At 66.8% G+C, this 25,272-nt stretch carries 24 protein-coding genes; 4 read left to right on the top strand and 20 right to left on the bottom strand.

From position 1 onward, the window contains the following. Nucleotides 1-5: 5 nt before the first annotated feature. The 5 genes from AAN986_RS24320 to AAN986_RS24340 all read right to left on the bottom strand — a co-directional run bounded on the left by AAN986_RS24320 (nt 6) and on the right by AAN986_RS24340 (nt 5,279). Nucleotides 6-1,094 carry a Rieske 2Fe-2S domain-containing protein gene (locus AAN986_RS24320; RefSeq protein WP_047217707.1) on the bottom strand — a complete coding sequence of 363 codons (1,089 nt, stop codon included), beginning with the start codon at nt 1,092-1,094 and terminating at the stop codon, nt 6-8. A 30-nt stretch (nt 1,095-1,124) separates the two neighbouring features. Beyond that, nucleotides 1,125-2,477, bottom strand: a complete 1,353-nt coding sequence (locus AAN986_RS24325) for an MFS transporter (protein ID WP_047217772.1) — start codon at nt 2,475-2,477, stop codon at nt 1,125-1,127. A 254-nt stretch (nt 2,478-2,731) separates the two neighbouring features. Continuing rightward, nucleotides 2,732-3,205 carry a MarR family transcriptional regulator gene (locus AAN986_RS24330; protein ID WP_012203283.1) on the bottom strand — a complete coding sequence of 158 codons (474 nt, stop codon included), beginning with the start codon at nt 3,203-3,205 and terminating at the stop codon, nt 2,732-2,734. A gap of 96 nt (nt 3,206-3,301) precedes the next feature. Next, entirely contained in the window at nt 3,302-4,393 is a 1,092-nt protein-coding gene (locus AAN986_RS24335) for an aromatic ring-hydroxylating dioxygenase subunit alpha (protein WP_012203282.1), read from the bottom strand. 127 nt (nt 4,394-4,520) lie between these two features. Further along, nucleotides 4,521-5,279, bottom strand: coding sequence for a GntR family transcriptional regulator (locus AAN986_RS24340; RefSeq protein ID WP_012203281.1), 759 nt, complete (start codon nt 5,277-5,279; stop codon nt 4,521-4,523). A gap of 229 nt (nt 5,280-5,508) precedes the next feature. Between AAN986_RS24340 and AAN986_RS24345 the strand changes: the two genes are divergently transcribed. After that, nucleotides 5,509-7,407 carry a S9 family peptidase gene (locus AAN986_RS24345; protein ID WP_156179783.1) on the top strand — a complete coding sequence of 633 codons (1,899 nt, stop codon included), beginning with the start codon at nt 5,509-5,511 and terminating at the stop codon, nt 7,405-7,407. Nucleotides 7,408-7,459: 52 nt separating this feature from the next. On the opposite strand, the gene AAN986_RS24350 is transcribed toward AAN986_RS24345, so the two are convergent. Then, the gene (locus AAN986_RS24350; RefSeq protein ID WP_047217709.1) at nt 7,460-9,286 is read right to left on the bottom strand and encodes an ABC transporter ATP-binding protein/permease; all 1,827 of its coding nucleotides are present in this window, start codon (nt 9,284-9,286) and stop codon (nt 7,460-7,462) included. Nucleotides 9,287-9,327: 41 nt separating this feature from the next. Between AAN986_RS24350 and AAN986_RS24355 the strand changes: the two genes are divergently transcribed. Then, entirely contained in the window at nt 9,328-9,804 is a 477-nt protein-coding gene (locus tag AAN986_RS24355; RefSeq protein WP_012203278.1) for an acyl-CoA thioesterase, read from the top strand. Nucleotides 9,805-9,879: 75 nt separating this feature from the next. Here AAN986_RS24355 and AAN986_RS24360 read toward each other — a convergent pair whose 3' ends face one another. Continuing rightward, the gene (locus AAN986_RS24360; protein ID WP_016446423.1) at nt 9,880-10,545 is read right to left on the bottom strand and encodes a polymer-forming cytoskeletal protein; all 666 of its coding nucleotides are present in this window, start codon (nt 10,543-10,545) and stop codon (nt 9,880-9,882) included. Nucleotides 10,546-10,763: 218 nt separating this feature from the next. Between AAN986_RS24360 and AAN986_RS24365 the strand changes: the two genes are divergently transcribed. Continuing rightward, nucleotides 10,764-11,231 carry a MarR family transcriptional regulator gene (locus tag AAN986_RS24365; protein WP_043789930.1) on the top strand — a complete coding sequence of 156 codons (468 nt, stop codon included), beginning with the start codon at nt 10,764-10,766 and terminating at the stop codon, nt 11,229-11,231. Beyond that, nucleotides 11,228-12,607: an MATE family efflux transporter gene (locus AAN986_RS24370; protein ID WP_047217711.1), complete on the top strand. Its 1,380-nt coding sequence runs from the start codon at nt 11,228-11,230 to the stop codon at nt 12,605-12,607. The genes AAN986_RS24365 and AAN986_RS24370 overlap by 4 nt, the downstream gene beginning before the upstream one ends. A gap of 41 nt (nt 12,608-12,648) precedes the next feature. Here AAN986_RS24370 and AAN986_RS24375 read toward each other — a convergent pair whose 3' ends face one another. From AAN986_RS24375 to AAN986_RS24435, 13 genes are all read right to left on the bottom strand, one after another. Then, a complete protein-coding gene (locus AAN986_RS24375) occupies nt 12,649-13,140 on the bottom strand; it encodes a thioesterase family protein (protein WP_047217712.1) in 492 nt (163 codons plus the stop codon). After that, the gene (locus tag AAN986_RS24380) at nt 13,134-13,928 is read right to left on the bottom strand and encodes an enoyl-CoA hydratase (protein WP_013804194.1); all 795 of its coding nucleotides are present in this window, start codon (nt 13,926-13,928) and stop codon (nt 13,134-13,136) included. Before AAN986_RS24380 ends, AAN986_RS24375 begins: the two co-directional genes overlap by 7 nt. A gap of 16 nt (nt 13,929-13,944) precedes the next feature. Beyond that, the gene (locus tag AAN986_RS24385; RefSeq protein WP_034365068.1) at nt 13,945-14,775 is read right to left on the bottom strand and encodes a thioesterase family protein; all 831 of its coding nucleotides are present in this window, start codon (nt 14,773-14,775) and stop codon (nt 13,945-13,947) included. A 37-nt stretch (nt 14,776-14,812) separates the two neighbouring features. Beyond that, the gene (locus AAN986_RS24390) at nt 14,813-15,715 is read right to left on the bottom strand and encodes an alpha/beta fold hydrolase (protein WP_016451807.1); all 903 of its coding nucleotides are present in this window, start codon (nt 15,713-15,715) and stop codon (nt 14,813-14,815) included. A gap of 104 nt (nt 15,716-15,819) precedes the next feature. After that, nucleotides 15,820-17,016 carry an acetyl-CoA C-acyltransferase gene (locus tag AAN986_RS24395; protein ID WP_017405913.1) on the bottom strand — a complete coding sequence of 399 codons (1,197 nt, stop codon included), beginning with the start codon at nt 17,014-17,016 and terminating at the stop codon, nt 15,820-15,822. A 140-nt stretch (nt 17,017-17,156) separates the two neighbouring features. Further along, nucleotides 17,157-19,559, bottom strand: coding sequence for a 3-hydroxyacyl-CoA dehydrogenase/enoyl-CoA hydratase family protein (locus AAN986_RS24400; RefSeq protein ID WP_047217713.1), 2,403 nt, complete (start codon nt 19,557-19,559; stop codon nt 17,157-17,159). Nucleotides 19,560-19,613: 54 nt separating this feature from the next. After that, nucleotides 19,614-20,054 (bottom strand): DUF2147 domain-containing protein, encoded by a 441-nt coding sequence (locus AAN986_RS24405; protein WP_016446431.1) that lies wholly within the window; start codon nt 20,052-20,054, stop codon nt 19,614-19,616. 80 nt (nt 20,055-20,134) lie between these two features. Next, the gene (locus AAN986_RS24410; protein ID WP_047217714.1) at nt 20,135-21,940 is read right to left on the bottom strand and encodes an acyl-CoA dehydrogenase C-terminal domain-containing protein; all 1,806 of its coding nucleotides are present in this window, start codon (nt 21,938-21,940) and stop codon (nt 20,135-20,137) included. A gap of 62 nt (nt 21,941-22,002) precedes the next feature. Beyond that, a complete protein-coding gene (locus tag AAN986_RS24415) occupies nt 22,003-22,710 on the bottom strand; it encodes a TetR/AcrR family transcriptional regulator (protein ID WP_047217715.1) in 708 nt (235 codons plus the stop codon). Nucleotides 22,711-22,854: 144 nt separating this feature from the next. Further along, nucleotides 22,855-23,364, bottom strand: a complete 510-nt coding sequence (locus AAN986_RS24420) for a hypothetical protein (RefSeq protein ID WP_349335501.1) — start codon at nt 23,362-23,364, stop codon at nt 22,855-22,857. Between the two features lie 26 nt (nt 23,365-23,390). Continuing rightward, nucleotides 23,391-23,672, bottom strand: a complete 282-nt coding sequence (locus AAN986_RS24425; RefSeq protein ID WP_139223824.1) for a hypothetical protein — start codon at nt 23,670-23,672, stop codon at nt 23,391-23,393. Between the two features lie 3 nt (nt 23,673-23,675). Then, entirely contained in the window at nt 23,676-24,356 is a 681-nt protein-coding gene (locus AAN986_RS24430; protein WP_047217716.1) for a hypothetical protein, read from the bottom strand. Continuing rightward, the gene (locus AAN986_RS24435) at nt 24,356-25,255 is read right to left on the bottom strand and encodes a hypothetical protein (RefSeq protein WP_349335502.1); all 900 of its coding nucleotides are present in this window, start codon (nt 25,253-25,255) and stop codon (nt 24,356-24,358) included. Before AAN986_RS24435 ends, AAN986_RS24430 begins: the two co-directional genes overlap by 1 nt. Nucleotides 25,256-25,272 lie beyond the last annotated feature (17 nt).

The following is a 25,272-nucleotide window of genomic DNA, read 5'->3' on the forward strand; positions in this document are numbered from 1 at the left end:
GAAAATCAGGCCGCCGCCAGCGCACGGGCGCTGGCCTCGCGCAGCCGGCTGATCACGCGGCGCGCGCGGTTGGGGCCGGCGTCCACGTGGATGTCGATGACGGGGCGCGCGCCAAAGCGCTGCTGGTTGCGGAACTGGGCCTCGATGACGACCTTGTCCTCCTCGAAGGTGGCAGCCGTCTGGTCGATCACCAGGCGCGTGGTGTCCTGCATGTCGGGATGCGGGTTGGTGGCAATGGTCCAGAAGTAGTGGGCCGAATGCTCGGTCTCCGGCGTCACGCCGTGAAATCCCCGCATGTGAAAGCCCTCGCGCTGCGGATCGTCGAGCCGGCCGCTGCCTGCGTCCATGGCGCCGGTCCAGATGCACACGTGCGAGGGGTGGAACTCCACCTCCTGCCAGCGGTCGATGCGGCCCGCGAACGGCCAGGCCGCCGCATAGGTGGGCGGCGGGTCGGAGTCGGGCATCCAGCGCAGCACGGTGACGCTGTCCCCGTCCTGGCGGACCTGCAGCTCCGCATTCATGTGGATGCCGGCATTGCCGCCAATGGTCTTGAGGTGCACATAGCCCAGGTGGCTGAGGTCCAGCAGGTTGTCGTGGATGAGCTGGTAGGGCGCGTCGTAGTGGTAGACATCGCCGCCGAAGCGGTAGCGCGCATCGCCATGCACGGGATAGGCGGGCGGCTCCTGCGCGGGCACCGAATCGGGCGTGGCGCCCATCCAGATCCAGAGGATCTGGTCACGCTCGCGCAGCTCGAAGGACTTGACGCAGGCCTTGGGCGGTATGCGCTGCTGGCCCGGAATCTCCAGGCACTGGCCGGCGCGGTCGAACAGCAGGCCGTGGTAGCCGCAGCGCAGGCCGCGCGCCTCCACCGTGCCGCAGGACAGCGGCAGCTCGCGGTGGCAGCAGCGGTCCTCCAGCGCGGCGACGCTGCCATCGGGCGTGCGAAACAGCACGACGGGCCGGCCCAGCAGGGTGCGGGCCAGTGGCGCGTCCTGCAGCTCCCAGGCAAAGCCGGCGACATACCACTGGTCCAGCGGGAAGGCCGGCGTGGAGGCGGGCGTGGAGGCAGGTGCAATGGTGGTGCATTCGGTCATGGGGTTCTCCTTCTTGTCTGCAAGTCGCGCTCAATGCGCCGACAGCGTGCGGCCCGTGGCTGCGGGCCTGCCGGCTTCGGGCCCTTGCAGCCGGTGCAGCGACACGATGCAGGCCGCGAACACGAAGGCCGCGCCATAACCCACGTACAGCTGGCTGGCCGACCAGGAGGCGTCGAGCAGCGAGCCCGCGACCATGGGCGAGACGATGGCGCCGATGCGCCCTATGCCTATGCCCCAGCCCACGCCGGTCACGCGCACCTCGCCGCCATAGACCATGGGCGCGATGGCATAGAGCCCCGCCACGCAGCCGTTGACGAAGACGCCGATCAGGAAGGCCAGCGCATACGACAGCAGCAGCGAGCCCGGATTGCTCACGATGAAGCACAGCAGCACGGCCGTAGCCAGCATGAAGCCGGCCAGCGCGCGGTGCACGGGATAGCGCGCCGCCAGCAGGCCCAGCAAGGTGGCACCCAGGATGCCGCCCAGGCTCAGCAGCACGCCGCCGGTCACGCCCTGCTCGGGCGTGAGGCCCGAGGCGGCCAGCAGCTTGGGCGTCCAGCTCATGACGAAGTAAAAGCCGAACATCACCGCGAAGAACGACAGCCAGACCAGCAGCGTGGGCCGGCGCAGGCCTGGCGCGAACAGCTGCAGCGGGCCCCGCCTTGAGCGCTCCGCCGCCGATGGCGCGGCAGGCGGCAGCGCAGCCAATGCGGGCAGGCCCAGCCGCCCGACCAGGGCGTTGAGCCGCTGCAGCGCGCCGGCCGGGCGCCGCGCCAGCAGGAAGTCCATGGACTCGGGCAGTCGCCACCAGGCCAGGACCAGCACGCCCAGCGTCACGCAGCCGCCGAACAGGAAGACCGCGCGCCAGTCATGGCGCCCCAGCAGCCACACCGCGATGGAGCCGCCAATGCTGGCGCCCAGCGCATAGCCCGTGGACTGCAGCGTGACGGCCAGGCTGCGCCAGCGCTGCGAGGCGTATTCGCTGGCGATCACGTTGCTGCAGGCCAGGATGCCGCCCACGCCCAGGCCCGTGAGCACGCGCAGCGCCGCCAGCTGCGTGGCGCTCTGGCTGAAGGCCGAGCCCAGCATGCCCACGCCCGAGAGGGCCAGGCAGGCCAGGATCAGCGGCCGGCGGCCCAGCCGGTCGGCCCAGGGCGCGATCAGCAGCGATCCGCCCGCCATGCCGAACAGGCCCGCGCTGAGCAGAAAGCCCAGCTGGGCGCCGCTGAGCTGCCAGTGCGCCGACACGGCAGAGGCCGTGAAGGCCATGACCAGCACGTCGAAGCCGTCGATCATGTTGAGCACCATGCACAGGGCTATGACCGACCACTGGAAGCGCGTCATCGGCCGCTGGTCGACGCTTGCACGCAGGTCGGTGCTCATGGCCGCAGCTCCCGCAACGGGCAGTTGGACGATGCAGCGGCGCAAGGCCGCTGCAGCCATGGGACAGAGGTAGAGGCAGTCATCGTGGGTCTCCTTGGGTTGAAGCTCTGTGGAAGCTTTCTTGTGTTCTCAGCACATCATTACGTATGCTTAATGTGATTCAGTTTACTGAATGAAAATCTGCGCCAGATACCGGGATTTCCCCGATCAGGCGGGGCCGCGCAGACTCGGACGCGGAGGCGGCCGGGCCGCCGTCAGTCGGATGAGGAAGCGTCGAGGGTGTCGCGTGCGTCGTGCAGCTGCACGAACTTGCGCAGCAGGCGCTTGAACTCGGCCTGCTCTTGGGGTTCGAGCGCGGCCAGCATGCGCTCGTGCAGTTCGTGGACATTGGGCACGAAGCCGGCCAGCATGGTCTCGCCCTCGGCCGTGAGCGTCAGGCGCCGCTGGCGCCGGGGCAGGATCTCGCGCAGCACCCAGCCCTTGGCCTCCAGGCGCGCCGCGATGTCGGCCGTGGTGGAGTTGTCCAGCGCCACCAGCCGCGCCAGCGTCACCTGGTCGATGCCCGGTTTTTCCTGCAGCATGCGCAGGATGGCGTACTGCACGGGCGTCACGTCCGGCCCCAGCACGTCGCGGAACAGCTGCGCCGCGATCTGCTGCGCGCGCCGGATCAGGTGGCCCGGCTGGTCGTAGAGGTCGATGGAAAGCGGATCGGAGGCGGAGTGGACCATCGGTGGCGGCAGGCCTTGCGGCCCTGGGGTTGAAGCCCGCCGAGATTACCCCATCCCCGGCGCCGGTCCTGGATGCGCGCCGGGCCATGGCCGGCCTCAGGCCACCGCGGCGGCAGGCTGGGCCGCTGCTGCGGCCACCGCCGCCGCCTGCTGTTCCTGCGCAATCCATTTGTCGATGACCTTGCGCGACTGCACGCCGCCCGCATCGATGTTGAGCTTGAGCAGCTTGCGGTCGGGGTGGGCACTGAGGTTGCGCTGCTGCAGCTCCAGCATCTGCAGGTCTTCGCTGAAGATCTTGTGCTGGCCCTCGCGTATGCGGTCGGTGACTTCGGCATCGCCCGGATTGAAGCGGCGCGCCATGCCCCAGAAGTACCACATGGACTCCTCGGTCTCCGGCGTGATGAAGTCCACCACCATGCTGTAGACCTTGTGCTCGTCGGGCGCGTCGTAGCCGCCGTGGCCTGCGTGGGCCACGCCGACCTCGATCAGCACATGGCTGGGCGGGGTGAAGCGGCAGACCTGCCAACGGTCCACGGGCACATCGTCGGCCAGGCCGTTGCTGCGCAGCGCCATCTTCCAGAACGGGGGCGCGGGAATGTCGTTCATGAAGCGGCTGGTGACCACCTCGACATCGGCGCCCTCGCCGCGCGTCTCGGTCTTGCAGGGCGTCTCGTCGATCTCGGCCTGGCCGATGGAGCTGGCGTGCACATAGGTCTCGTGCGTCAGGTCCATGAGGTTGTCGATCATCAGCCGGTAGTCGGCCTGGATGTGGAACATGCCGCCGCCATAGGCCCATTCGGGGTTGTCGTGCCAGGGCAGCTTCGGGATGAGCGCGGCATCGGCCAGCGCCTTGTCGCCGGGCCAGACCCAGATGAAGCCATGGCGCTCCTCGACGGGATAGCTGCGGATCTCGGGGAAGCCGCGCACGCGCTGGCCCGGCATGGCAATGGTCTTGCCGTCGCAGCCCATCTCCAGCCCGTGGTAGCCGCAGACCAGCTTGCCCTCGCAGACAAAGCCCAGCGACAGGGGCGCGCCGCGGTGCGGGCAGAAATCCTCCACGGCGGCAATGCCGTGCTGCGCGCGATAGAAGGCGATGCGCTCGCCGCAGATGCGCCGGCCCAGCGGCTTGTCCTGGATCTCGTCGGACGTGGCGGCCACGTACCAGGTGTTCTTGGGGAATGTGCTCATGGGGGGTCTCCTTTATGGGTGGGGTCCGCAGTCCTTGGCGCTGCGGTGGCTGGGGCGCAGGCGGCCGAGGCCGCCGGCGCACATCAAGGGCAGATCAAGCGCAGATCAAGCGCGGATCAGACTCGAATCAGGCTCGGATCAACTGCACGCCAGGAACCGCATGGCTGCCGGGCTCGCTCACGGCTTCGCGCAGGTTGCGGCGCGCGATGCGCGAGTGCTCCTTCATCAGCGCCTCGGCCCGCGCGCCTTCGCGTGCGGCAATGGCGTCCAGCACCTGGCGGTGCTGATCCTGGGCCACCATCAGGCTGTGGCGCGCACGCGGGGATTCGGCCCGCGCCAGCACAAAGCCCGAAGGCGAGGCGAAGGGCATGCGCACCACGCGCTCCAGCTCGCGCTGCATGACGCTGCTGCCGGCCATGGAATGCAGCAGGTCGTGGAATTCGGAGTTCAGCGCCACATAGCGCGAGAAGGCCTCGTCGCCCCAGTCGGCCGTCTCCAGCACACGGTCGATGGCATCCAGGCAGCGCCCGGCCTGCGCCAGCAGCGGCTCGGCCACGCCGCGCTCGGCCGCCCAGCGCGCGGCCAGGCCTTCCAGCGTGCCGCGCAGCTCGATGGCATCGGCCACATCGGCCTCGGAGAACAGCCGCACGCGGTAGCCGCGCCCGCCGGCCATGGCTTCGAGCAGGCCTTCCTGCTCCAGCCGCATCAGCGCGGCGCGCACCGGCGTGCGCGAGATGCCCAGGCGCTGCACCACGGTGAGCTCGGCGATGCGCTCGCCTGCGGGCAGTTCGCCCGCAAGAATCATCTCGCGCAGTTGCAGCTGGGCCTTGATGACCTGGGAGTGGCTTTCCGCTTCGGAGGCGGCGGGGGCAAGCTGGGGGCTCATGGGGCTTTGTCTGGATGGAATGGCGTGAATGTATACATCAAAGGCGATTAATGGTGCATTTTTCCGCAAAAACACGGGAAAACACCAATCAAATGTATACAACCAATCCCATCAAAGACAGTGGCCCGCCTGTTTGTATACGGCGCCATGGCATCATGGCCGGCTCCCTTTTCCCCTGCCGCTGCAACCCAGGAGGTCACCCTTGCCGACGTTTTCCCGACACCCCGCCATGGCCGCCCACATCCTCAACCTGGCACGGGATGCCAGCGCCGATGCGCAGGCTCCGCAGGCCTATCCGATCAAGGACTTCTTCCGCAATCCGGAGCGCGGCTTCTTCCGCCTGGCCGATGACGGAAGCATGCTGGGCTTCATGCAGCCCGTCAGCGTGGACGGCCATCCGGCGCGCATGAACATCCATGTGCAGGCGCTGGCGGGCAGCACCCCTGTGGGCGAGCCGCGCCGCATCACGGCCGAGACCGAGCGCGACATCAGCAACTTCTTCTGGAAGGGCCCGGATGTAGTGCTCTACCAGAAGGACTTCGGCGGCGACGAGAACTTCCACGTGCTGGCGGTCAACGCGCGCAGCGGCGAAGCCACCGACCTGACGCCCTGGGACGGCGTGCGCGCCAGCATCGAGGACGACCTGGAAGACGACCCCGACCATGTGCTGATCAGCCACAACCAGCGCGATGCCGAGGTCTTCGACGTGTACCGCGTGAATGTGCACACGGGCGCGGCGCAACTGGTGGCGCAGAACCCCGGCAACATCGTCGGCTGGCAGACCGACCATGCGGGCCGCGTGCGGGCCGCCGTGGCCAGCGACGGCCTGAACAGCGCCCTGCTCTACCGCGACGACGAGGCCGGCGAGTTCCAGCCCCTGATCACCACCGACTACCGCACCAGCGTCAGCCCGGCCTTCTTCACCTTCGACGACCAAAAGCTCTACGCCCTGTCCAACCGGGGCCGCGACAAGCTGGCCCTGGTGGTCATCGACCCGGCCCGGCCCGACGAGGAAGAGGAAGAGGAAATCTTCGTGCCCGAAGAAGTCGATCTGGGCGCGGCGGCCTATTCACGCAAGCGCCGCGTGCTGACCCTGGCCGCCTACCAGACCGACAAGCCGCAGTACCGCTTCTTCGATGCCGAGACCGAAGCCCTGTACGGCCGGCTGGCCGCGCAGCTGCCGGGCTACGACTTCGCCATCCAGGGCGCCAACCGCGCCGAGGACAAGTTCATCGTCGCCGCCTTCAACGACCGCACGCCGGGCGCGCGCTACATCTACGACGCGGCCGCCGACGCGCTGACCAAGCTGGCCGACATCAACCCTGCCATCCCCGAGTCCGCCATGTCGCGCGTGCAGCCCGTCAGCTACACCAGCCGCGACGGCCTGACCATCCACGGCTACCTGACCTTGCCGGCCGGCCGAGAGCCCCGGAACCTGGCCTGCATCATCAACCCGCACGGCGGCCCCTGGGCCCGCGACGGCTGGGGCTACAACCCCGAGGTGCAGTTCCTCGCCAACCGTGGGTTCTGCGTGCTGCAGGTGAATTTCCGCGGCTCCACGGGCTATGGCCGCGCGTTCTGGGAAGCGGGATTCGGCCAGTGGGGCCTGAAGATGCAGGACGACATCACCGACGGCGTGCACTGGCTGATCGACCAGGGCATTGCCGACCCTGCGCGCATCGGCATCTACGGCGGCAGCTATGGCGGCTATGCCACGCTGGCCGGCGTGGCCTTCACGCCCGACCTGTATGCGGCGGCCGTGGACTATGTGGGCGTGTCCAACCTGTTCACCTTCATGAAGACCATTCCACCCTACTGGAAGCCGCTGCTGGACCAGATGCACGCCATGGTGGGCGATCCCGAGCGCGACAGGGAGCGCCTGGCCGCCACCTCGCCGGCCCTGCATGTGGACCGCATCAAGGCGCCGCTGTTCATCGCCCAGGGCGCGCGCGATCCGCGCGTGAACAAGGACGAGAGCGACCAGGTGGTGAAGGCGCTGCGCGAGCGCGGCGTCGAGGTGCAGTACATGGTCAAGGACAACGAGGGCCACGGCTTTCACAACGACGAGAACAAGTTCGAGTTCTACGAGGCCATGGAGCAGTTCCTGGTCACGCACCTCAAGCCCTGAAGCCGTCCAGGCGCCCGGCCACCCGGCCGCCCGGCCGCCCGGTCGCACCGCGCTACAGCACGGCGGGCTCCCCGCTTTGCTGCAGCGCCCACATGTCCGCATAGCGCCCGCCCGCCGCGACCAGCTGGGCGTGGGTGCCGCGCTCTACGATGCGCCCGGCATCCATGACCAGGATCTCGTGCGCATCGACCACTGTGGACAGGCGGTGGGCAATCACCAGCGCCGTCTTGTTGCGCGCGGCGCTTTGCAGCTCGGCCTGGATGGCGCGCTCGTTGGCCGAGTCCAGCGCCGAGGTCGCCTCGTCAAAGATCAGGATGGGCGGGTCCTTGAGCAGGGTGCGCGCAATCGCCACCCGCTGCTTTTCGCCGCCCGACAGCTTCAGGCCGCGTTCGCCCACGCGCGTGGCATAGCCCTGGGGCGTGGCCTCGATGAAGTCGTGGATGCGCGAGGCGCGCGCGGCCGCCACCACCTGCTCGCGGCTGGCGCCAGGGCGGCCGTAGGCGATGTTGTATTCCACCGTGTCGTTGAACAGCACCGTGTCCTGCGGCACGATGCCCACGGCGCCGCGCACGCTGTCCTGGGTCAGCTCGCGCAGGTCGTGCCCGGCGATGCGCACATGGCCGGACTGCACGTCGTAGAAGCGGAAGATCAGCCGCGCCAGCGTGCTCTTGCCCGAGCCCGAAGGGCCGACCACGGCCACGGTCTTGCCGGCGGGAATGGTGAAGCTCACGTCCTTGAGGATGGGCCGCTCGGGGTCATAGGCGAAGTCCACATGCTCGAAGCGCAGCTCGGGCGGTGCGCCATGGGTCTGCAGCGGCTGGGCGCCGGGCGCGTCGGCCACCTCGCGTTCCTTGTCCATGAGGGTGAACATGCGCTCCAGGTCGGTCAGGCTCTGCTTGATCTCGCGGTAGATCACGCCCAGAAAGCCCAGCGGGATGTAGAGCTGGATCATGAAGGCATTGACCATGACCAGGTCGCCCAGCGACAGCCGCCCGTCCACCACGCCCTGCGTGGCGCGCCAGAGGATGGCGACCAGGGCCGTGGCGATGATCAGCTGCTGCCCGCAGTTGAGCATGCTCAGCGTGGTCTGGCTCTTGAGGCGCACGCGGCGCAGCGCCTCCAGGTTCTCGTCATAGCGCCGCGCCTCGAAGCCCTCGTTGCCGAAGTACTTGACGGTCTCGTAGTTCAGCAGCGAGTCGATGGCCTTGGTGTGGGCCGCCGACTCCTGGGCATTGGCCTCGCGCCGAAAGCGCGTGCGCCACTCGGTCACCGTGACGGTGAACGTGATGTAGAACACAAGCGCCGCCAGCGTGATGACCGCGAACCAGATGTCGAAGCGCAGCGCCAGGATGCCCAGCACCAGCGCCATTTCGATGAAGGTGGGCAGGATGCTGTAGAGCGAATACGAGATCAGCGATTCGGTGCTGCGCACGCCGCGCTCGATGTCGCGCGTCATGCCGCCGGTCTGGCGCTCCAGGTGAAAGCGCAGGCTCAGCGCATGCAGGTGCTCGAAGGTGGACAGCGCAATCGCCCGCGAGGCGCCCTGCGTGGCCTTGGCAAAGACCAGGTCTCGCAACTCGGTGAACAGCGAGCTGGAAAAGCGCAGCAGCCCGTAGGCCAGCAGCAGGGCCACGGGCACGACGAGCACCGCGCGGGCATCGCCGGCCTTCAGATCCAGCGCATCGACCAGGTGCTTGAGCAGCACCGGCACGCCCACGTTGGCCAGCTTGGCCCCGATCATGAAGCCCAGCGCCGCCAGCACGCGCCACTTGTATTGCCACAGGTAGGGCAGCAGGCGCCGCAGCGCGTTCCAGTCCCGCGACGGTGCCGGGGTTGAGACTAAGGGTAAATCCGTAGGGGAAGCGCTCTCGCGTCGCATGAAAGACAATTCTCGGTTGTTATATTGACCCGATTGTGCCCATGCCACCCCGCCCAGACCTCCCGCCCCATCCCTTGCCCGCAGACAAGGAGCTGGTTCTCAAGGTCATTCCCATGCCCGCCGATGTCAACGCCAATGGCGACATCTTCGGCGGCTGGGTCATGGCGCAGGTCGACCTGGCAGGTTCCGTGCTGCCCTCGCGCCTGGGCCAGAGCCGCATGGTCACCGTGGCCGTGAACGAGTTCATCTTCAAGCAGCCCGTGCGCGTGGGCGACATCCTGTCGTTCTACTCCAGCGTGCAGCGCGTGGGCCGCACCTCGGTCACGGTCGATGTCGAGGTCTATGCCGAGCGCTTTGCCGACCAGGGCCGCTTCGTCAAGGTGACCGAAGCCCTGCTGACCTACGTGGCCATCGACGGCCAGGGCAAGCCCCAGTCGCTGCCGGACAACGATCAGGTGCGCTCCTGGCGCGCAGCGGCCGAGCGCAATGCAGAACGCAAGCAGCAGCAGGCCGGCTGAACCCGCCCCGCCTCTGCAGCCATGAAAAAAGCGACCTTCGCAGGTCGCTTTTTCATTTCCGGCAGCAGAGATCGCTCATGCCAGCGACGGCGTGACGCGCGGCTGCAGCGAGGCGGCCGCGCTGGCCGCGGCCAGCGCAGCGGAGCTGCTGGCGGCGCTGTCGCTGGAGGCGGCCGACGAGGAAGACAGGCTGGAGGCGCTGGATGCCACAGCCGAACCCGACGAGGACGAGCGCGGCGAGGAGCCGGCCTCGATCTGGCCCGTGAGCTCGCCGCCCTCTTCGATCACCACCTTGCCGTAGCGGATCTTGCCGCTGACCTTGCCCGTGCCGTAGATGACCAGCTTCTCGCGCACGGTCAGCGTGCCGTCGAACACGCCATGGATCTCGGCGATGTCGATTTCGGCCGTGCCGTGGAAGGCACCCTGCTCGGCGATCTGGATCACGCGCGAGTCCATGGTGGCTTCCACCGTGCCTTCGACGACCAGCGTGTCGCAGTCGGTGATCTCCACGCCCTTGAGCTTGATATTGGGGCCTACGGTGAGCTTGCTGCCCTGGGAGTCCTGCGCCACGGCCGATGCCTGGCGCTGGGCGGTCGACGGACTTGTCACGCTGGAGCTGGGCGTGACGGCACCGGAGGGGCTGCCGCCCGTACCGGTGGCGCCTATGCCGCTGCCCAGGGTGTTGCGGGAGGTGAAAGCATCGTTGTCGCGCTTGCCAAAGAACGGGTTCTGAACAGCCATGGGTGGGTCTCCTTCGGAAAAATCCGATGCTACGCACACGAACTGGCAACAAATGCCGGCATCTCGCAAGAAAAGTAACCAGATGGTTCTCCCGTTTCATGTGCTTGCAAGCCTTTCTCGATCACACACCGCGCATGCGCAGGTCGCGCAGCGGACATGCGCAAATCAATAGGTGCATCTACACTCATTTCCATTCCAGGCCACCTGCCCCACGCCCCATGACCTCCTCCACCTCAAGCGCCGCCAGTCCGGTCTGCACCTGCTTCATGGTGCGCAGCCTGTCGCGCAAGATCTCCCAGCTCTATGACGACACGCTCGCGCCCAGCGGCCTGCGCGGCACGCAGTTCAGCCTGCTGGTGCAGGCGCGCAATGCGCCCGACGGCCCGCCCACCGTCTCGGCCCTGGCCGAGCAGTTGCACACCGACCGCACGACGATGACGCGCAACCTGCGCACGCTGCAGCAGGCCGGCTTCATCGACCTGGTTCCCGGCGCGGATGCGCGCAGCCGCTGCGTGGTGGTCACGCCCGAAGGCCGCGCCCGCATCCGCGAGGCTGCCGCCCTGTGGCGCCAGGCCCAGCTGCGCGTGCGCGAGCTATGCGGCAGCGAGCAGATCGGCGCGCTGGAAAGCCTGGTGCTGGGCATGCTGCCCGTGCTGGAAACCGCCACGCAGGAGAGCGCGGAATGAGCGCCGCCCTGTCCTCCGCAGCCCCTGGCGCTGCGGCCAGCGGGTCCGCGCATCCGTTGGTCAGTGGCCCCATCGCCTCCACCCTGATGCGCCTGGCCGTGCCCAACATGGTGGCGCTGAGCATGTCGGTGCTGGTCGCCGTGGCCGAGACCTACTACGTAGGGCAGCTGGGAACCGTGTCGCTGGCGGCCATGGCCCTGGTGTTTCCGCTGGCCATGCTCACGCAGATGATGAGCAACGGCGCCATGGGCAGCGGCGTGTCCTCGGCCATCAGCCGCGCGCTGGGCGCGGGCGACGGCGCGCGTGCCTCGGCACTGGCCCTGCACTCCATCGTCATCGGCACCATCGCAGGCCTGCTGTACTCGCTCATCTTCGTGCTGTGCGGCGCCACCTTCTACGGCTGGCTGGGCGGGCGCGGCGAGGTGCTGGCAGCGGCCACGGGCTTCGGCGCCGTGCTGTTCAGCGGCGCCATCCTGGTGTGGCTGTGCAATACGCTGGCCTCGGTGGTGCGGGGCACGGGCAATATGCGCATGCCGTCGGCCGTGATCTTTGCGGCCTCGCTGGTGCAGATCGCTGTCGGCGGCACGCTGGGGCTGGGCCTGGGACCCATGCCGCGCTGGGGCATGCCGGGCGTGGCCGTGGGCAACATCGTGGCCATGGCACTGGCCGTCGCAGTCTTCCTGGCCTATCTGCAATGGGGCCAGCAGCGCCTGCAACTGGACTGGCGCAGGCCCCGCCTGGCCTGGCCCATGTTCCGCGACATCCTGCGCGTGGGGGCCCTCGCCTGCCTGTCCCCCGTGCAAACGGCGCTGGCCGCGCTGCTGCTGACAGGCATGGTCGCCCGCCTGGGCCCGCTGGCACTGGCCGGCTACGGCATTGGCCAGCGGCTGGAGTTCCTGCTGATCCCCATGGCCTTCGGCGTCGGCATGGCCGCCGTGCCCATGGTGGGCATGGCCATGGGCGCCGGCCAGGTGGCCCGTGCGCGCCGCGTGGCCTGGTCGGGCGGCGCCATGGCAGCGGCCCTGCTGGGCGTGCTGGGGCTGGTGGTCATGGTCTGGCCGCAGCTGTGGTCGGGCATTTTCACCGGCGACCCGGCCGTGCGCGCCTACGCCGACCTCTACCTGCGCACCGTGGGCCCGGCCTTCGGGCTGTTCGGCCTGGGACTGGTGCTGTACTTCGCCTCCCTGGGCGCAGGCCGCGTCTGGGCACCCGTGCTGGCCGGCACGGTGCGCCTGCTGATCGTGGTGGTGGGCGGCGGCTGGCTCATGTCCAGCGGCCTGGGCAGTGCCCAGTCGCTGTTCATCCTGGTCGCCGTGGCCATGGCCGCCTATGGCGCAGGCACGGCCTGGGCCGTGTGGCGCGCGCGCTGGGGGTGAAGAGACGCAAAAAAGAAGGCCCGCAGTCAGCGGGCCATGCATCAAGAAACGATGTACGCCGCCGTCCCCGTGGACAGCAAGCTGCCATCGGCCCCCAGGAATTCCATGCGCGTGTTGGCCACGCGCGAACCCAGCCGCAGCACCTCGGCGCGCAGGGTGAATTCGCTGCCGATGCCGGGGCGCAGGTAGTCCACGCGCAGGTCGATGGTGCCCAGGCGCGAGAAGCGGTGCAGGCGCTGCAGCGGCGCGTCGTCCATGTGCTTGGCACCGATGGCGGCCATGACGGCCAGGCCGCCCATGGAGTCCAGGCCGGCGCTGATCACGCCGCCGTGGATGCGCTGGTAGGCCGCGTGGCCTATGAGCTCGGGCCGCATGGTGATGCGGCCTTCAACCCGCTCGGGCAGCACTTCGGTGATGCGCAGGCCCAGCACCTGGTTGAAGGCGATCTGGCGCTCGAACACCTCGCGCAGCCCGGCGATGAACTCGGGCTCGAACTGCACGGGCACCTCAGAGGCCTTCGTGGATTTCAGCACTGGCTGAAGTCCGGCTTGCGCTTCTCCATGAACGCGGTGAACGCCTCCTTGGCAGCAGGCCCGCCCATCAGCTTGCCGAAGCTCGCGCCCTCCTCGGCCATGCGCTCGCGCACCAGGCCGGACTGGCCGGCCTTCATGAGGCGCTTGGTCTCGATCAGGGCCGACAGCGGCTTGGCCGCCAGCTTCCTGGCCTGGGCCTGGGCCAGCGCATTGCATTCGCTGGGCGGCACGACGCGGTTGACCAGGCCCACTTCCAGGGCGGCCTCGGCCAGGAAGGGCTCGCCCAGCAGCAGGGCCTCGGCCGCGCGGTGGTAGCCGAGCATCTGGGGCAGCAGCAGGCTGGAGGCCGCTTCGGGGCACAGGCCCAGGTTCACGAAGGGCAGCGAGAAGGCCGCGTTGTCGCCCGCATAGACCAGGTCGCAGTGCAGCAGCAAGGTGGTGCCGATGCCCACGGCCGGGCCGCAGACGGCGGCGATCACGGGCTTGGGAAAGGCGGCAATGTTGTGCAGGAAGCGCCAGACGGGGCGCTGCTCGCCCTCCGGCCTGGCGGCGCCGCCGGCCGACTGCTTGAGGAAGTCGGCAATGTCGTTGCCCGCGCTGAAGATGGCCATGTCGCCCTGGAAGACCACGCAGCGCACGGCGGCGTCTTCGCCGGCCTGGGCCAGCGCATCGGCCATGCTGGCGTACATGGCCTCGGTGATGGAGTTCTTCTTGTCTGCGCGGTTGAAGGTGATGGTGCAGACACCGGCTTCGGTGTGCACGAGGATGTCCTGGGTGGTTTCGCTCATGATGGTCTTGCCTTGCTTATTCCTTGAAATACACGATCTGGTGGCTGCTCGCCAGCATCACGCCGGCCTCGCTCCACAGCTGGGCGCTCTGGTCGAAGAAGCCGTTGCGAAATTCCTGGCCGCGCGCCTGGGCCAGCAGGTGGCCCGTGCCTGCGGCGGCCAGTTCCTCGCGCCCCGCATGGAAGTAGACGGTGATGGACACCGTGCCCGCCGGGGTGCGCTGTGCGCGGCGCAGCCACACGCGCGGGAAGAATACGTCAGCCAGGCCGGCCAGCGCGCAAAAATCCAGTGCGCGCGGCGGCTCGTCGCGCACCCACAGGCGCGTGAGGCTGTCGGTCTCGCGGCCATCCCAGGTCTGGGGAATGATGCCGTCGAGAAAGCGCATGTCGTAGCGGTTGAGCCATTCCACGCCGCCCAGCGGCGGCACGCGCGGCACGGCGGCGGGCGACGGCACCTCGGGCATGGCCAGGTCGGTACCGCCCCAGGTGCTGCGCCGCACGGCCGTGACGGCCGTGGCCGTGGTCACGACCTGGGCATCGCCGTCCTGGTCGGGCTGGGTGATGGTCAGCAGCCAGTGCTGGGTGGAGCGGTTGGTGCGCACGGGGCGGGCCTCGATATCGAAGCGCCCCGCGCCCAGCGCGGCCGCGTAGTTGACGGTGATGGACAGCGGATCGCCCAGGCACAGCGGATGCTGCTGGATGGCCTGCACCAGTGCGGCGGCGGTGATGCCGCCGTACGGGCCCACCATGTTCCAGTAGTCCTGCGTGGTCTGGCCCTGGTAGTGGCCAACGGCGCCGGTGGGCGTGAGCGCCACGGCCTGGTCGAGAGGATGGATGTCTGTGCTCATGGCAAACGAGTGTGATGGCAAGCGGCGCCCGCGTCCGTCAAGCCGGCGACTCTGCGGGTGAGGGAAAGCGCGGGTGGGCCGCGGCGGCCGGCGCCTTGGTCCAGCCCGAGAACACGTCCACGGCCCGGCCCCAGAGCGCGTCGCGCATATCGGCGCGGAAGAAGCCGAAATGCCCTATGCGCCGCAACTGCAGGGCCTTGGGTTCGATGCGCTCGATGCGGCTGGGGGCATTGGCGTAGAGCGCGAACAGGTGCTCGGTGCCGCGCCAGGTCATGAGTTCGTCGTCGCTCATGGACAGCGCCATCACCGGAAAGCGCACGGCGGCGTAGCTGCGCGCGGCGGCCTCGCCCTCGGCACCCACGCTGTAGCGCGGATTCAGGCACCAGCGGCGCCACTGCAGCATGACGCCGGCCGGCAGGTCGCCCACCTTGCGCAGGCGCCGGCCCGGAAAGTAGCCGCACAGGCGCGTGGCCACGGGCACCAGCACATGCCAGAAATAGGGAACCATGCGCTTGAGGCGGGGCGCATTGTCGCGCCAGTAGCCGCTGCCGGCCGCAATGCTCAAAAGGCCGTCCACCAGCTGCGGGGAGCGCAGCAGGCCCGGCAGCTGGGCGCCCAGGCTGTGGCCGATCAGGAACAGCGGCTGGTCCGGCAACTGCGCCTTGGCATGGGCGATGACTGCCTCGTAGTCGCGCGCCCAGTCGCACAGGTCGGCACGCACCTGGCGCAAAGAGCCTTGCAGGGAATCGCCATGGCCCCGGTAGTCAAAGCTGGTCACCCGATAGCCCTGGCCCGCAAGCCAGGTGGCAAAGGCCTCGTAGAAGGCCTGGCGCACCCCCATGGCCCCGCCGATGACCACGCTGGCGCGCGGCGGGCCAGCGGGCGTGTAGACGCGCAGCGCCAGCGTGGCGCCGTCGCTGCTGAGTTGGTGTTGTTCCATGGCTGTCTCCTGGTCGGTGCCGTTTCTGTGCCGGCTCGCATGGATGGGAAAAAATGGGATGAGCGAAAAAGACAAAGCCCCGCGAACGGGGCCTTGAGCAACGGTCAGACCCGCTCGAAGATGCCGGCGGCGCCCTGGCCCATTCCGACGCACATCGTCACCATGCCGTAGCGCAATTGCTTGCGGCGCAGCGCATGCACCACGGTGGCCGAGCGGATGGCGCCTGTGGCACCCAGCGGGTGGCCCAGGGCAATCGCGCCGCCCATGGGATTGACCTTGGCGGGGTCCAGGCCCAGCGTGTTGACCACGGCCAGCGACTGGGCGGCAAAGGCTTCGTTGAGCTCGAACCAGTCGATGTCGTCCTGCTTGAGGCCCGCATAGCGCAGCGCGGCCGGGATGGCTTCGATGGGGCCGATGCCCATGATGGCCGGCGGCACGCCCTTGCTGGCATAGCTCACGAAGCGCGCCAGCGGCGTGAGGCCGAAGCGCTGCACGGCGGCGCCGCTGGCCAGGATCAGCGCGCCTGCGCCATCGCTGGTCTGCGAGCTGTTGCCGGCCGTCACCGAGCCGCGCGCCGCGAACACGGTGCGCAGCTTGCCCAGGCCTTCCAGGCTGGTGTCGGGGCGTGCGCCCTCGTCCAGCTCCACGGTGCGCGTGCGCACCACGGGCTCGCCCTTGGCCAGGTCCAGGCTCCGGTCAGTGACCTCGATGGGCGTGATCTCGTCCTTGAACTCGCCGGCCTGCTGCGCGGCCAGGGCACGGCGGTGCGACTCCAGCGCAAAGGCGTCCTGCGCATCGCGCGAGACCTTCCACTGCTGGGCCACCTTCTCGGCCGTCAGGCCCATGCCGTAGGCAATGCCCACGTCGCCATCACGCTCGAAGATGGACGGCGACAGCGAGGGCGCGTTGCCCATCATGGGCACCATGCTCATGCTCTCGACGCCGGCCGCGATCATCACGTCGGCCTCGCCCACGCGGATGCGGTCCGCCGCCATGGCCACGGCCGACAGGCCCGAGGCGCAGAAGCGGTTCACGGTAATGCCACCCACGCTGGTGGGCAGGCCCGCCAGCACGGCGCTGATGCGCGCCACGTTCAGGCCCTGCTGGGCCTCGGGGATGGCGCAGCCGCAGATGATGTCCTCGATGGCAGCCGGGTCCAGCCCCGGCACCTGGGCCAGCGCGGCCTTCAGCGTGGTCGCCAGCAGGTCGTCGGGACGGTAGTTGCGGAAAAAGCCCTTGTGCGACTTGCCGATGGGCGTGCGCGTGGCGGCGACGATGTAGGCGTCTTGGATTTGTTTCATGGAGATTGCTCCTAGATCTCAGTTATTCGCGGCCCGCAACGCAGGCATGTCCCAAGTCAGGGACAGCAAGCAAGGGCCGCCCCGCCGCGAGGCTGTCGTCCCCCTGGGGGAAGGCGCGAAGCGACTCAGGGGGGGACATATCAATTCCGGACGGGCTTGCCGGTGTTCAGCATTCCGAGAATGCGTTCATGGGTCTTCGGATGGCCGATCAGGTGGCAGAACGCCTTGCGTTCGAGCTTCATCAGATAGGCCTCGTCCACCAGGGTGCCCGCATCCACGTCGCCGCCGCAGACCACGTTGGCGATCAGGCTGGCCACATGCTGGTCGAACTCGCTGATGAAGCCGCCGTCACGCATGTTGACCAGCGAGCCCTTGATGGTGGCCACGCCGCTGCGTCCCGCCACGGGGAAGCTGCGCGGCAGCGGCGCCCGCCAGCCGCCTGCGGCCATGGACTTGGCCTCGTTGATGGCGACGAAGAGCAGCTCGTCCTTGTGCGGCACGATGAGGTCGCTGTCCAGCAGGTAGCCCAGCTTGCGCGACTCGATGGCGCTGGTGCCCACCTTGGCCATGGCCGCGGCCGTGAAGCCTTCGGTCAGAAAGGGCAGCAGGTCCTTGCCCGTGCTGGTGGCGGCGTTCTCTGCCGCGCGGCGCGCGATGTAGGTCAGGCCGCCCGCGCCGGGCACCAGGCCCACGCCGACTTCCACCAGGCCGATGTAGCTTTCCATGTGCGCCACGCGGCGCGCGCTGTAGACGGCCAGCTCGCAGCCGCCGCCCAGCGCCATGCCATGGATGGCCGCAACCACGGGCACCTGGGCGTAGCGGATGCGCAGCATCAGGTTTTGCAGCTCCTGCTCCACGCTTTCGATGGCGTCGGCGCCGCCGATCACGAAGGCCGGCATGGTGGCTTCCAGGTCGGCGCCCACGCTGAACGGCGCATCGCCCGACCAGATGACCATGCCCTGGAAGTCGGTCTCGGCCACGTCCACGGCCTCCATCAGCGCTTCCATGACTTCGGGGCTGATGGCGTGCATCTTGTTCTTGATGCTGGCGATCAGGATCTGGCCGTCCAGCGTCCAGCTGCGCAGCGCCTTGGATTCGGCGATCGTGGTGCCGGCCGTCTTCCAGTCGGGCAGGCTGTCTTCGCCCAGCAGCCTCTCAGGGAAGATCTGGCGCTCGTAGACGGGCAGCACGCGGCGGGGCACGAACTGGCCCTTGGCAGGGCTCCACGAGCCCTGCGCCGTGTGCACGCCGCCGGCCTCGGCCACCGGGCCTTCGAAGACCCACTTGGGCAGGGGCGCCTTGCTCAATGCCTTACCGGCATCGATGTCCTCCTGGACCATCTTCGCCACTTCCAGCCAGCCGGCTTCCTGCCACAGCTCGAACGGGCCCTGCTTCATGCCGAAGCCCCAGCGCATGGCCTGGTCCACGTCGCGGGCGGACTCGGCAATGCTCTCCAGGTGGATGGCCGCGTAGTGGAAGCTGTTGCGCAGGATGGCCCACAGGAAGCGGCCCTGCGCCCCCTCGGCATTGCGCAGCAGCTTCAGGCGCTCGGCAGCGGGCTTCTTGAGCATGCGGCCATAGACCTCGTCGGCCTTGCCGCCTGCGGGCACGTAGTCCTCGCTGTCCAGCTCGAACTGCAGGATGTCGCGGCCGACCTTCCTGTAGAAGCCCTTCTTCGCCTTCTGGCCGAGGTTGCCCAGCTCGATCAGCTTGGCCAGCACGGGCGGCGTGCCGAAGCTGGCGTAGAAGGGATCGGTCTCGGCGCTGAGGTTGTCCTGCAGCGTCTTGATCACATGGGCCATGGTGTCCAGGCCCACCACGTCGGCCGTGCGGAAGGTGCCGCTGGATGCGCGGCCCAGCTTCTTGCCGGTGAGGTCATCGACCACGTCGAAGGTCAGTCCGAAGTTCTCGACCTCCTTCATCGTGGCCAGCATGCCGGCGATGCCGATGCGGTTGGCGATGAAGTTGGGCGTGTCCTTGGCGCGCACCACGCCCTTGCCCAGGCCGCTGGTGACGAAGGCTTCGAGCTGGTCCAGCACCACGGGCTGCGTGGTCGGCGTGGCGATCAGCTCCACCAGCGGCATGTAGCGCGGCGGGTTGAAGAAGTGGATGCCGCAAAAGCGCGGCTTGATCGCGTCGGGCAGCGCCTCGGACAGCTTGGTGATGGACAGGCCCGAGGTGTTGGACGCCACGATGGCGTGCTTGGCCACATGGGGCGCGATCTTGGTGTACAGATCGAGCTTCCAGTCCATGCGCTCGGCAATGGCCTCGATGATCAGGTCGCAGCCCTTGAGCAGCTTGAGGTGCTCCTCGTAGTTGGCGGGCTGGATCAGGTCCGCGTCCTCGGCCACGCCGATGGGCGAAGGCTTGAGCTTCTTGAGGTTGGCGATGGCGCGCTCGGCGATGCCGCTTTTCGGGCCTTCCTTGGCAGGCAGGTCGAACAGCACCACGGGCACCTTGACATTGACCAGATGGGCGGCGATCTGCGCTCCCATCACGCCAGCGCCGAGCACGGCGACTTTCTTCACATTGAATCGGGACATGGATGTTCCACAAGTGGGAGGAAGGAGGCCGCTGCGGCCGCCTTCCGGAATGGTTTACTGCACGCGCACCCAGGTCTGGGTGCGGCCAAAGGGGCCGATGGAGCCGCGCACCTCGAGCTTGGCGCCGCCCTCGATGGGCGTCAGGCGCAGGGTGTAGGTCTTGCCGTTTTCGGGGTCGAGGATCTTGCCGCCTTCCCAGACGTCCTTGCCCTCGGCCTTCTTGGCGCCGCGGATGATCTCCAGCCCCTTGAGCGGCTGGCCCTTGCGGTCGTCAGAACACTCGGTGCAGGTGGCGGCCGGATCGGCGCCCTTGCGCAGGATCTGCTCGATGCGGCCCGTGACCACGCCATCGTTCTCGGCCACGCGGATCTCGGACTTGGCTTCGCCGCTCTTGTCGTCCACGCTCTTCCACAGGCCCACGGGCGTCATCTGCGCCTGCGCCGCGACGGCCGTGAGGCCCAGCACCATTGCTGCCAGTGCTTGATATGCCTTCATTTCAAACCCCTTTCGCCTAGAAAGGCGCACAGACCACGCTGATGCGCACAGCCCGTGCTCCCATGTTGGAGTGAAGCCGTTCAGGCCAGCGCCGCGTCCGTGTCCATCAGGGACTTGCTGCCTGCGCGGGCCGTGCGCATCAGCGTCGCGGTCTCGGGGAACAGCTTGGCGAAGTAGAAACGCGCGGTCTGCAGCTTGGCCTGGTAGAACGGGTCGGTGTTGCCCTTGGCGATTTCACGCAGCGCCACCTGGGCCATGCGGGCGAAGAAGTAGCCGAACACCAGGTGGCCCGCCACACGCAGGTAGTCCACAGAGGCGGCGCCCACCTCGTCGGGGTTTTGCATGCCCTTGAAGCCGATCTCGGTGGTGAACTTGGTCATCTGGTCGCCCAGGTAGGCGATGGGATTGATGAACTCGGCCATCTTCTCGTTGACGCCCTCTTCCTCCACCAGTTGCGCCACCAGCTTGCCGAACTTCTTGAGCGAGGCGCCCTGGTTGCCCAGCACCTTGCGGCCCAGCAGGTCCAGCGCCTGGATGCCGTTCGTGCCTTCATAGATCATGTTGATGCGCGCATCGCGCACGAACTGCTCCATGCCCCATTCGGTGATGAAGCCATGGCCGCCATAGACCTGCTGGCTCATGGTGGTGGCCGTCCAGCCGTTGTCGGTGATGAAGGCCTTGACGATGGGCGTCAGCAGCGCCACCAGCTCGGCGCTGTCCTTGCGCACCTTCTCGTCGGGGTGGTTGAACTCCTTGTCGATCAGGAAGGCGCAGTAGGTGACCAGTGCACGGCCTCCTTCGGCATAGGCCTTGGCCGTCAGCAGCATGCGGCGCACGTCGGGGTGGACGATGATGGGGTCGGCCGGCTTGTCCTTGGCCTTGGTGCCCGACAGGCTGCGCATCTGCAGACGGTCCTTGGCATAGGACAGGGCGTTCTGGTAGGCCACCTCGGTCAGGCCCAGCGACTGGTTGCCCACGCCCAGGCGGGCGGCATTCATCATCACGAACATGGCCTGCAGGCCTTTGTTCGGCTGGCCCACCAGGGTGCCGATGGCGCCGTCGATATTGATCTGTGCCGTGGCATTGCCGTGGATGCCCATCTTGTGCTCCAGCGCACCGCAGAAGATGGGGTTGCGCTCGCCCAGCGAGCCATCGGCCTTGACCACGAACTTGGGCACCACGAACAGGCTGATGCCCTTGGAGCCGACCGGCGCATCGGGCAGGCGGGCCAGCACCAGGTGGACGATGTTGTCAGTGAAATCGTGCTCGCCCGCGCTGATGAAGATCTTGTTGCCGGTGATCTTGTAGGTGCCCTCGGGCGCGCCGGCCACGGGCTCGGCCTTGGTGCGCAGCAGGCCCAGGTCGGTGCCGCAATGGGGCTCGGTCAGGCACATGGTGCCGGTCCACTCGCCGCTGGTCAGCTTGGGCAGGTACAGCTTCTTTTGCTCTTCCGTGCCGTGCACATGCAGGGCTTCATAGGCGCCGTGCGACAGGCCCGGGTACATGGTCCAGGCCTGGTTGGCGCTGTTGAGCATCTCGTACAGCGCCGAGTTCACCGCAAAGGGCAGGCCCTGGCCGCCATAGGCCGTGTCGCAGGACAGCGAAGGCCAGCCGCCTTCCACGTACTTCTGGTAGGCCTCCTTGAAGCCCTTGGGCGTGGTGACCTCGTGGGTTTCCTTGTTCAGCACGCAGCCCTCGGCATCGCCGCTGATGTTCAGCGGAAACGTCACATTGGCCGCGAACTTGCCCGCCTCTTCCAGCACGGCGTTGATGGTGTCGGCATCGACCTCGGCATGCGCCGTCATCTGCCGGTAGTCATCCGTGACCTTGAACACCTCGTGCATGAGGAATTGCATGTCGCGCAGGGGCGGGTTGTAGCTGGGCATTTGTCTTCTCCTGTGTTGGCGGGGTTTGCAGTGGATGTGGTGAAAACGGTGAAACTGAAAAATCAGGTCGGGCTGGCGTAGCGCGCCAGGATGCTCTCGAAGCCGTCGATGGCGCGCTGCATGGAGCCTTCGTTGCGCAGGAAGCGCGCCTCGTAATGCAGGGCCAGGATCAGGCCGTGGATCTCGAACAGCAGCTGGTTCTCGTCCAGGTCGGCGCGCAGGTCGCCGCATTCGCGGCACTGCACGATGGTGCGGCGCATGGCTGCGTGCCAGGTCTGCACCGAAGCCGTCAGCGCATCGCGCACCGGCCCCGTGCGGTCGTCGAACTCCACGGCGCCGCTGATATAGATGCAGCCCGAGTCCAGCTCGATCGAAGTGCGCTTCATCCAGTTGTCGAACAGCGCCCGCAGACGCGCCACGCCGCGCGGCGCCTGAAGCGCGGGAAAGAACACTTCCTGCTCGAAACGGTCGTGGTACTCATGCACCACGGAAATCTGCAGCTCCTCACGCGAGCCAAAATGCGCGAACACGCCCGACTTGCTCATGCCCGTCAGCTCGGCCAGAGCGCCAATAGACAGGCCCTCAAGGCCGATGTGCGTGGCCAGGTTGAGGGCAGCCTCCACAATGGTGGCCTTGGTCTGCTGCCCCTTGTGCAGCGCGCGGCGCGGCGCGGGCGCAGCCGCTTCGTGCACGGAAGAGCCGGCCTTGGGATCGGCATTGGAGTTGGCCGGAGAGCGGGCGGTGCGGCGTGGGGCGGAAACGCTGGACATGCGAAATTCTTGTTAAAACGAACGTTCGTGCTATTTTGCATGGAAAGCTTGTCGCGGCGAAGACATGCGGGGGAAAACACCTAGCTTGTGGGCTGGCGCAAAAAAGCCGGCAGGTGCCGGCTTGGTTTCATTGCTTGGGGCGGGTCAAGCCTCCACGACAAACATCTTGATACCCTTGAACCGCATGCGGCGTTCGGATGGGAGGTCGGCGTTAATCATTGCTTCGGTCAGCTCCCATATGCGGCTGTCTTCAAACCGAATGGAGAACGTCATAGCCCCTTGAGCCAGCGTCATTCTCAAAACCCGCTCGCGGCCATCACGACTGCGGATAAGCGATCTAAAAGATTCATCACGCTTGAGCAACGAATCTTGACGATATAGCTCAGTATGGAACGTCACGGTTGCGCCGACGGGCACAGTGATATCTGTAAGATCCGACGATGCCACAAATCCATTTCGCACATCTGATGCAATGCCTGTGACAACAAGTCGAGGCCACTCCATTGCACCAGCCAATGCAGAAAAATCATTTCCGTCCCAGTATTTTCCAAGTTCATGCTCGTCGTATGTTGGTCGGGCAATCATGTATGGCAAATCAACAATTTCTGAAGATTGCAACAGTGATTTACCGATATTATCTGCATCAATCTGCATGTAATAAAACATCTTTGCATGCCCTTTCAATTGAATTCCACGACTTCCCAGGCGATAGCTGGCGCAAAGGTTGTTGTATTGGTAATAACATACGACTCGACCACAAGTGTTGTGGAGTTTAATATCCTTACACTGACCCTGGATTCATATTGAGGAAAGAAATGTGAAGTCAATATATTTACAAATGCCTTTGCAGGATTAACAGCAGAAATGGTGACATTAACTTGTGTGGAACCAGGAGATGTAGCACCACGCTGAACATTTTTAATCCCGCCACCACCCCCAAAAAGCTGAGAAAAATTCGGCATTTCTTACACCCATCCTTTCGCTGAGCCGGAATACACAAGCGAGCCGGCTGCCCGCAGAACATCGAGAGTCATCACGCCGCTCGCTCCGCGAATGAGAGAGCCGTTGGGATGGATGGCCACGGCCATCGAATCGGACAGATCCGTGATCTGGACCACATCGCTCAGTGCGGGCGCTGCCGGCAAAGTGAGCGTGAGTGCCGCTTCGATCACGTAATGCATGCGTGTCTGCGCCAGCGTATCGGAGCTGATGCGCTGGATGGGGGCCGACATGGGCGCCCCCATCACCCACCAGTTGAAGGTATCGGAGCTGGGGTCATTGCCGCCGCTGCCGGCAAGCTTGCGGCGGTAGTTGAGGCCATTGGCCGGACTCCAGACCACGGCGCCCTCCGCATAGGCTGTACCCGCAGTCCATTTCACGGCACCAGCGGCTGCCGCAGCAGCTATGGCGCTTTGCGCGGCGGCGGCCTCGGACTGCGAGGCACCGCGCGCGGCGCCCTCCGCAGATCCGGCGCGTTCCTCCACGTGCAAGGCATTGGTATACGTCGCATCGTTCGTGGCGTTGATCTGCTGGCGATGCGATTCGAGCTGCCCCAGCAGGGCATCGGCATGCGCGTCGAAATCGGGATCTCCGACATAGGGAGCGACGGGAAGTTGTGCAATCAGAGGTGGTTTGACAATAGGCATTACATGGACTCCAAATCAATTTGGCTGTACGAGTCTTTCGCGTTGTTGAGGTCGATGGGAAAGCGCCGGTAAGGGCCGAAGATCGACGCGGCTTCGGCATATCCATCGGTGGTGTCGTCATCCAGTGCAGCCCACAGTGCCGGGGCCGCATCCAGCTCCCTGCGCAGGCGCAGTGCGGTATCGACGTTGTCCTTGGGGATGCGGACCTTAATTGAAAGAGTTGGAACGCTACGCACAGGCTGCAACTTGATGCCGCCGTACTTGTCGCGATCGACCACCGAGAAATTCAGCGCGTCATTGCGCGGCGCCCATTCCGCATCGCCAATCCAGCTCTTCATGCCTAGTGCCGCATGCTCCACACGTACCGGGCGGCCACCTGCACGCACCAGCGTGACCACGATTTCCGCTCCGGTGAATGGAGGCAGGTCCGATATCAGAACCGTGGGAATCAGCGGAAATTCGCCAAAGAAATAGCCTGACCAGGTGCGCGTGGCGCGCGCGTTCAGCTTGCGTTCGCGTTGGGCGACGACGGCGCCCGCGGACTTGACCTGCATCACCACCTTGTCGGCCTGTACCCCCCGCATGAACAGGGTGTCGAAGCGCTTGCCTGGGCGCAGGGTGAAGCTCAACGTCGCAGGGGCTTCGGTGGCATCGTTCGTGAGATGGCGGAACATGGCCCAGCGATTGCTGGGACGCAGGGGCATCCAGCGCCTGGAGTCCTGTTCGGGAGGCGTCGCATCGACTCCCGCAATGCTGTTCTCATAGCGCATCTGCGTCTCCAGCCGCAGAACCTGCGCGCCACGTTCATAGTGGGTTGTTGGCGACCACAGTTTCTCGCCTGCAGAGGCGTCCACTTCCGGAACACTGCAGTCGATCAGGCCAGCCGCCGTGATAGGCATGGGGGGGACAACTATCA

This window comes from Delftia sp. DS1230 (assembly GCF_040112715.1).
Classification (GTDB): domain Bacteria; phylum Pseudomonadota; class Gammaproteobacteria; order Burkholderiales; family Burkholderiaceae_C; genus Comamonas; species Comamonas tsuruhatensis.

Excerpts from the sequence above, each read along its gene's own strand:
- AAN986_RS24370 (WP_047217711.1), top strand. The coding sequence starts at position 11,228 with ATGAGCGCCGCCCTGTCCTCCGCAGCCCCTGGCGCTGCGGCCAGCGGG.
- AAN986_RS24410 (WP_047217714.1), bottom strand. The coding sequence starts at position 21,940 with ATGCCCAGCTACAACCCGCCCCTGCGCGACATGCAATTCCTCATGCAC.
- AAN986_RS24345 (WP_156179783.1), top strand. The coding sequence starts at position 5,509 with ATGGCCGCCCACATCCTCAACCTGGCACGGGATGCCAGCGCCGATGCG.
- AAN986_RS24385 (WP_034365068.1), bottom strand. The coding sequence starts at position 14,775 with ATGAGCACAGACATCCATCCTCTCGACCAGGCCGTGGCGCTCACGCCC.
- AAN986_RS24415 (WP_047217715.1), bottom strand. The coding sequence starts at position 22,710 with ATGTCCAGCGTTTCCGCCCCACGCCGCACCGCCCGCTCTCCGGCCAAC.
- AAN986_RS24330 (WP_012203283.1), bottom strand. The coding sequence starts at position 3,205 with ATGGTCCACTCCGCCTCCGATCCGCTTTCCATCGACCTCTACGACCAG.
- AAN986_RS24430 (WP_047217716.1), bottom strand. The coding sequence starts at position 24,356 with ATGCCTATTGTCAAACCACCTCTGATTGCACAACTTCCCGTCGCTCCC.
- AAN986_RS24420 (WP_349335501.1), bottom strand. The coding sequence starts at position 23,364 with ATGCAGATTGATGCAGATAATATCGGTAAATCACTGTTGCAATCTTCA.
- AAN986_RS24320 (WP_047217707.1), bottom strand. The coding sequence starts at position 1,094 with ATGACCGAATGCACCACCATTGCACCTGCCTCCACGCCCGCCTCCACG.
- AAN986_RS24360 (WP_016446423.1), bottom strand. The coding sequence starts at position 10,545 with ATGGCTGTTCAGAACCCGTTCTTTGGCAAGCGCGACAACGATGCTTTC.
- AAN986_RS24325 (WP_047217772.1), bottom strand. The coding sequence starts at position 2,477 with ATGAGCACCGACCTGCGTGCAAGCGTCGACCAGCGGCCGATGACGCGC.
- AAN986_RS24365 (WP_043789930.1), top strand. The coding sequence starts at position 10,764 with ATGACCTCCTCCACCTCAAGCGCCGCCAGTCCGGTCTGCACCTGCTTC.
- AAN986_RS24350 (WP_047217709.1), bottom strand. The coding sequence starts at position 9,286 with ATGCGACGCGAGAGCGCTTCCCCTACGGATTTACCCTTAGTCTCAACC.
- AAN986_RS24355 (WP_012203278.1), top strand. The coding sequence starts at position 9,328 with ATGCCACCCCGCCCAGACCTCCCGCCCCATCCCTTGCCCGCAGACAAG.
- AAN986_RS24340 (WP_012203281.1), bottom strand. The coding sequence starts at position 5,279 with ATGAGCCCCCAGCTTGCCCCCGCCGCCTCCGAAGCGGAAAGCCACTCC.
- AAN986_RS24405 (WP_016446431.1), bottom strand. The coding sequence starts at position 20,054 with ATGAAGGCATATCAAGCACTGGCAGCAATGGTGCTGGGCCTCACGGCC.
- AAN986_RS24425 (WP_139223824.1), bottom strand. The coding sequence starts at position 23,672 with ATGCCGAATTTTTCTCAGCTTTTTGGGGGTGGTGGCGGGATTAAAAAT.
- AAN986_RS24435 (WP_349335502.1), bottom strand. The coding sequence starts at position 25,255 with ATGCCTATCACGGCGGCTGGCCTGATCGACTGCAGTGTTCCGGAAGTG.
- AAN986_RS24335 (WP_012203282.1), bottom strand. The coding sequence starts at position 4,393 with ATGAGCACATTCCCCAAGAACACCTGGTACGTGGCCGCCACGTCCGAC.
- AAN986_RS24400 (WP_047217713.1), bottom strand. The coding sequence starts at position 19,559 with ATGTCCCGATTCAATGTGAAGAAAGTCGCCGTGCTCGGCGCTGGCGTG.
- AAN986_RS24395 (WP_017405913.1), bottom strand. The coding sequence starts at position 17,016 with ATGAAACAAATCCAAGACGCCTACATCGTCGCCGCCACGCGCACGCCC.
- AAN986_RS24380 (WP_013804194.1), bottom strand. The coding sequence starts at position 13,928 with ATGAGCGAAACCACCCAGGACATCCTCGTGCACACCGAAGCCGGTGTC.
- AAN986_RS24390 (WP_016451807.1), bottom strand. The coding sequence starts at position 15,715 with ATGGAACAACACCAACTCAGCAGCGACGGCGCCACGCTGGCGCTGCGC.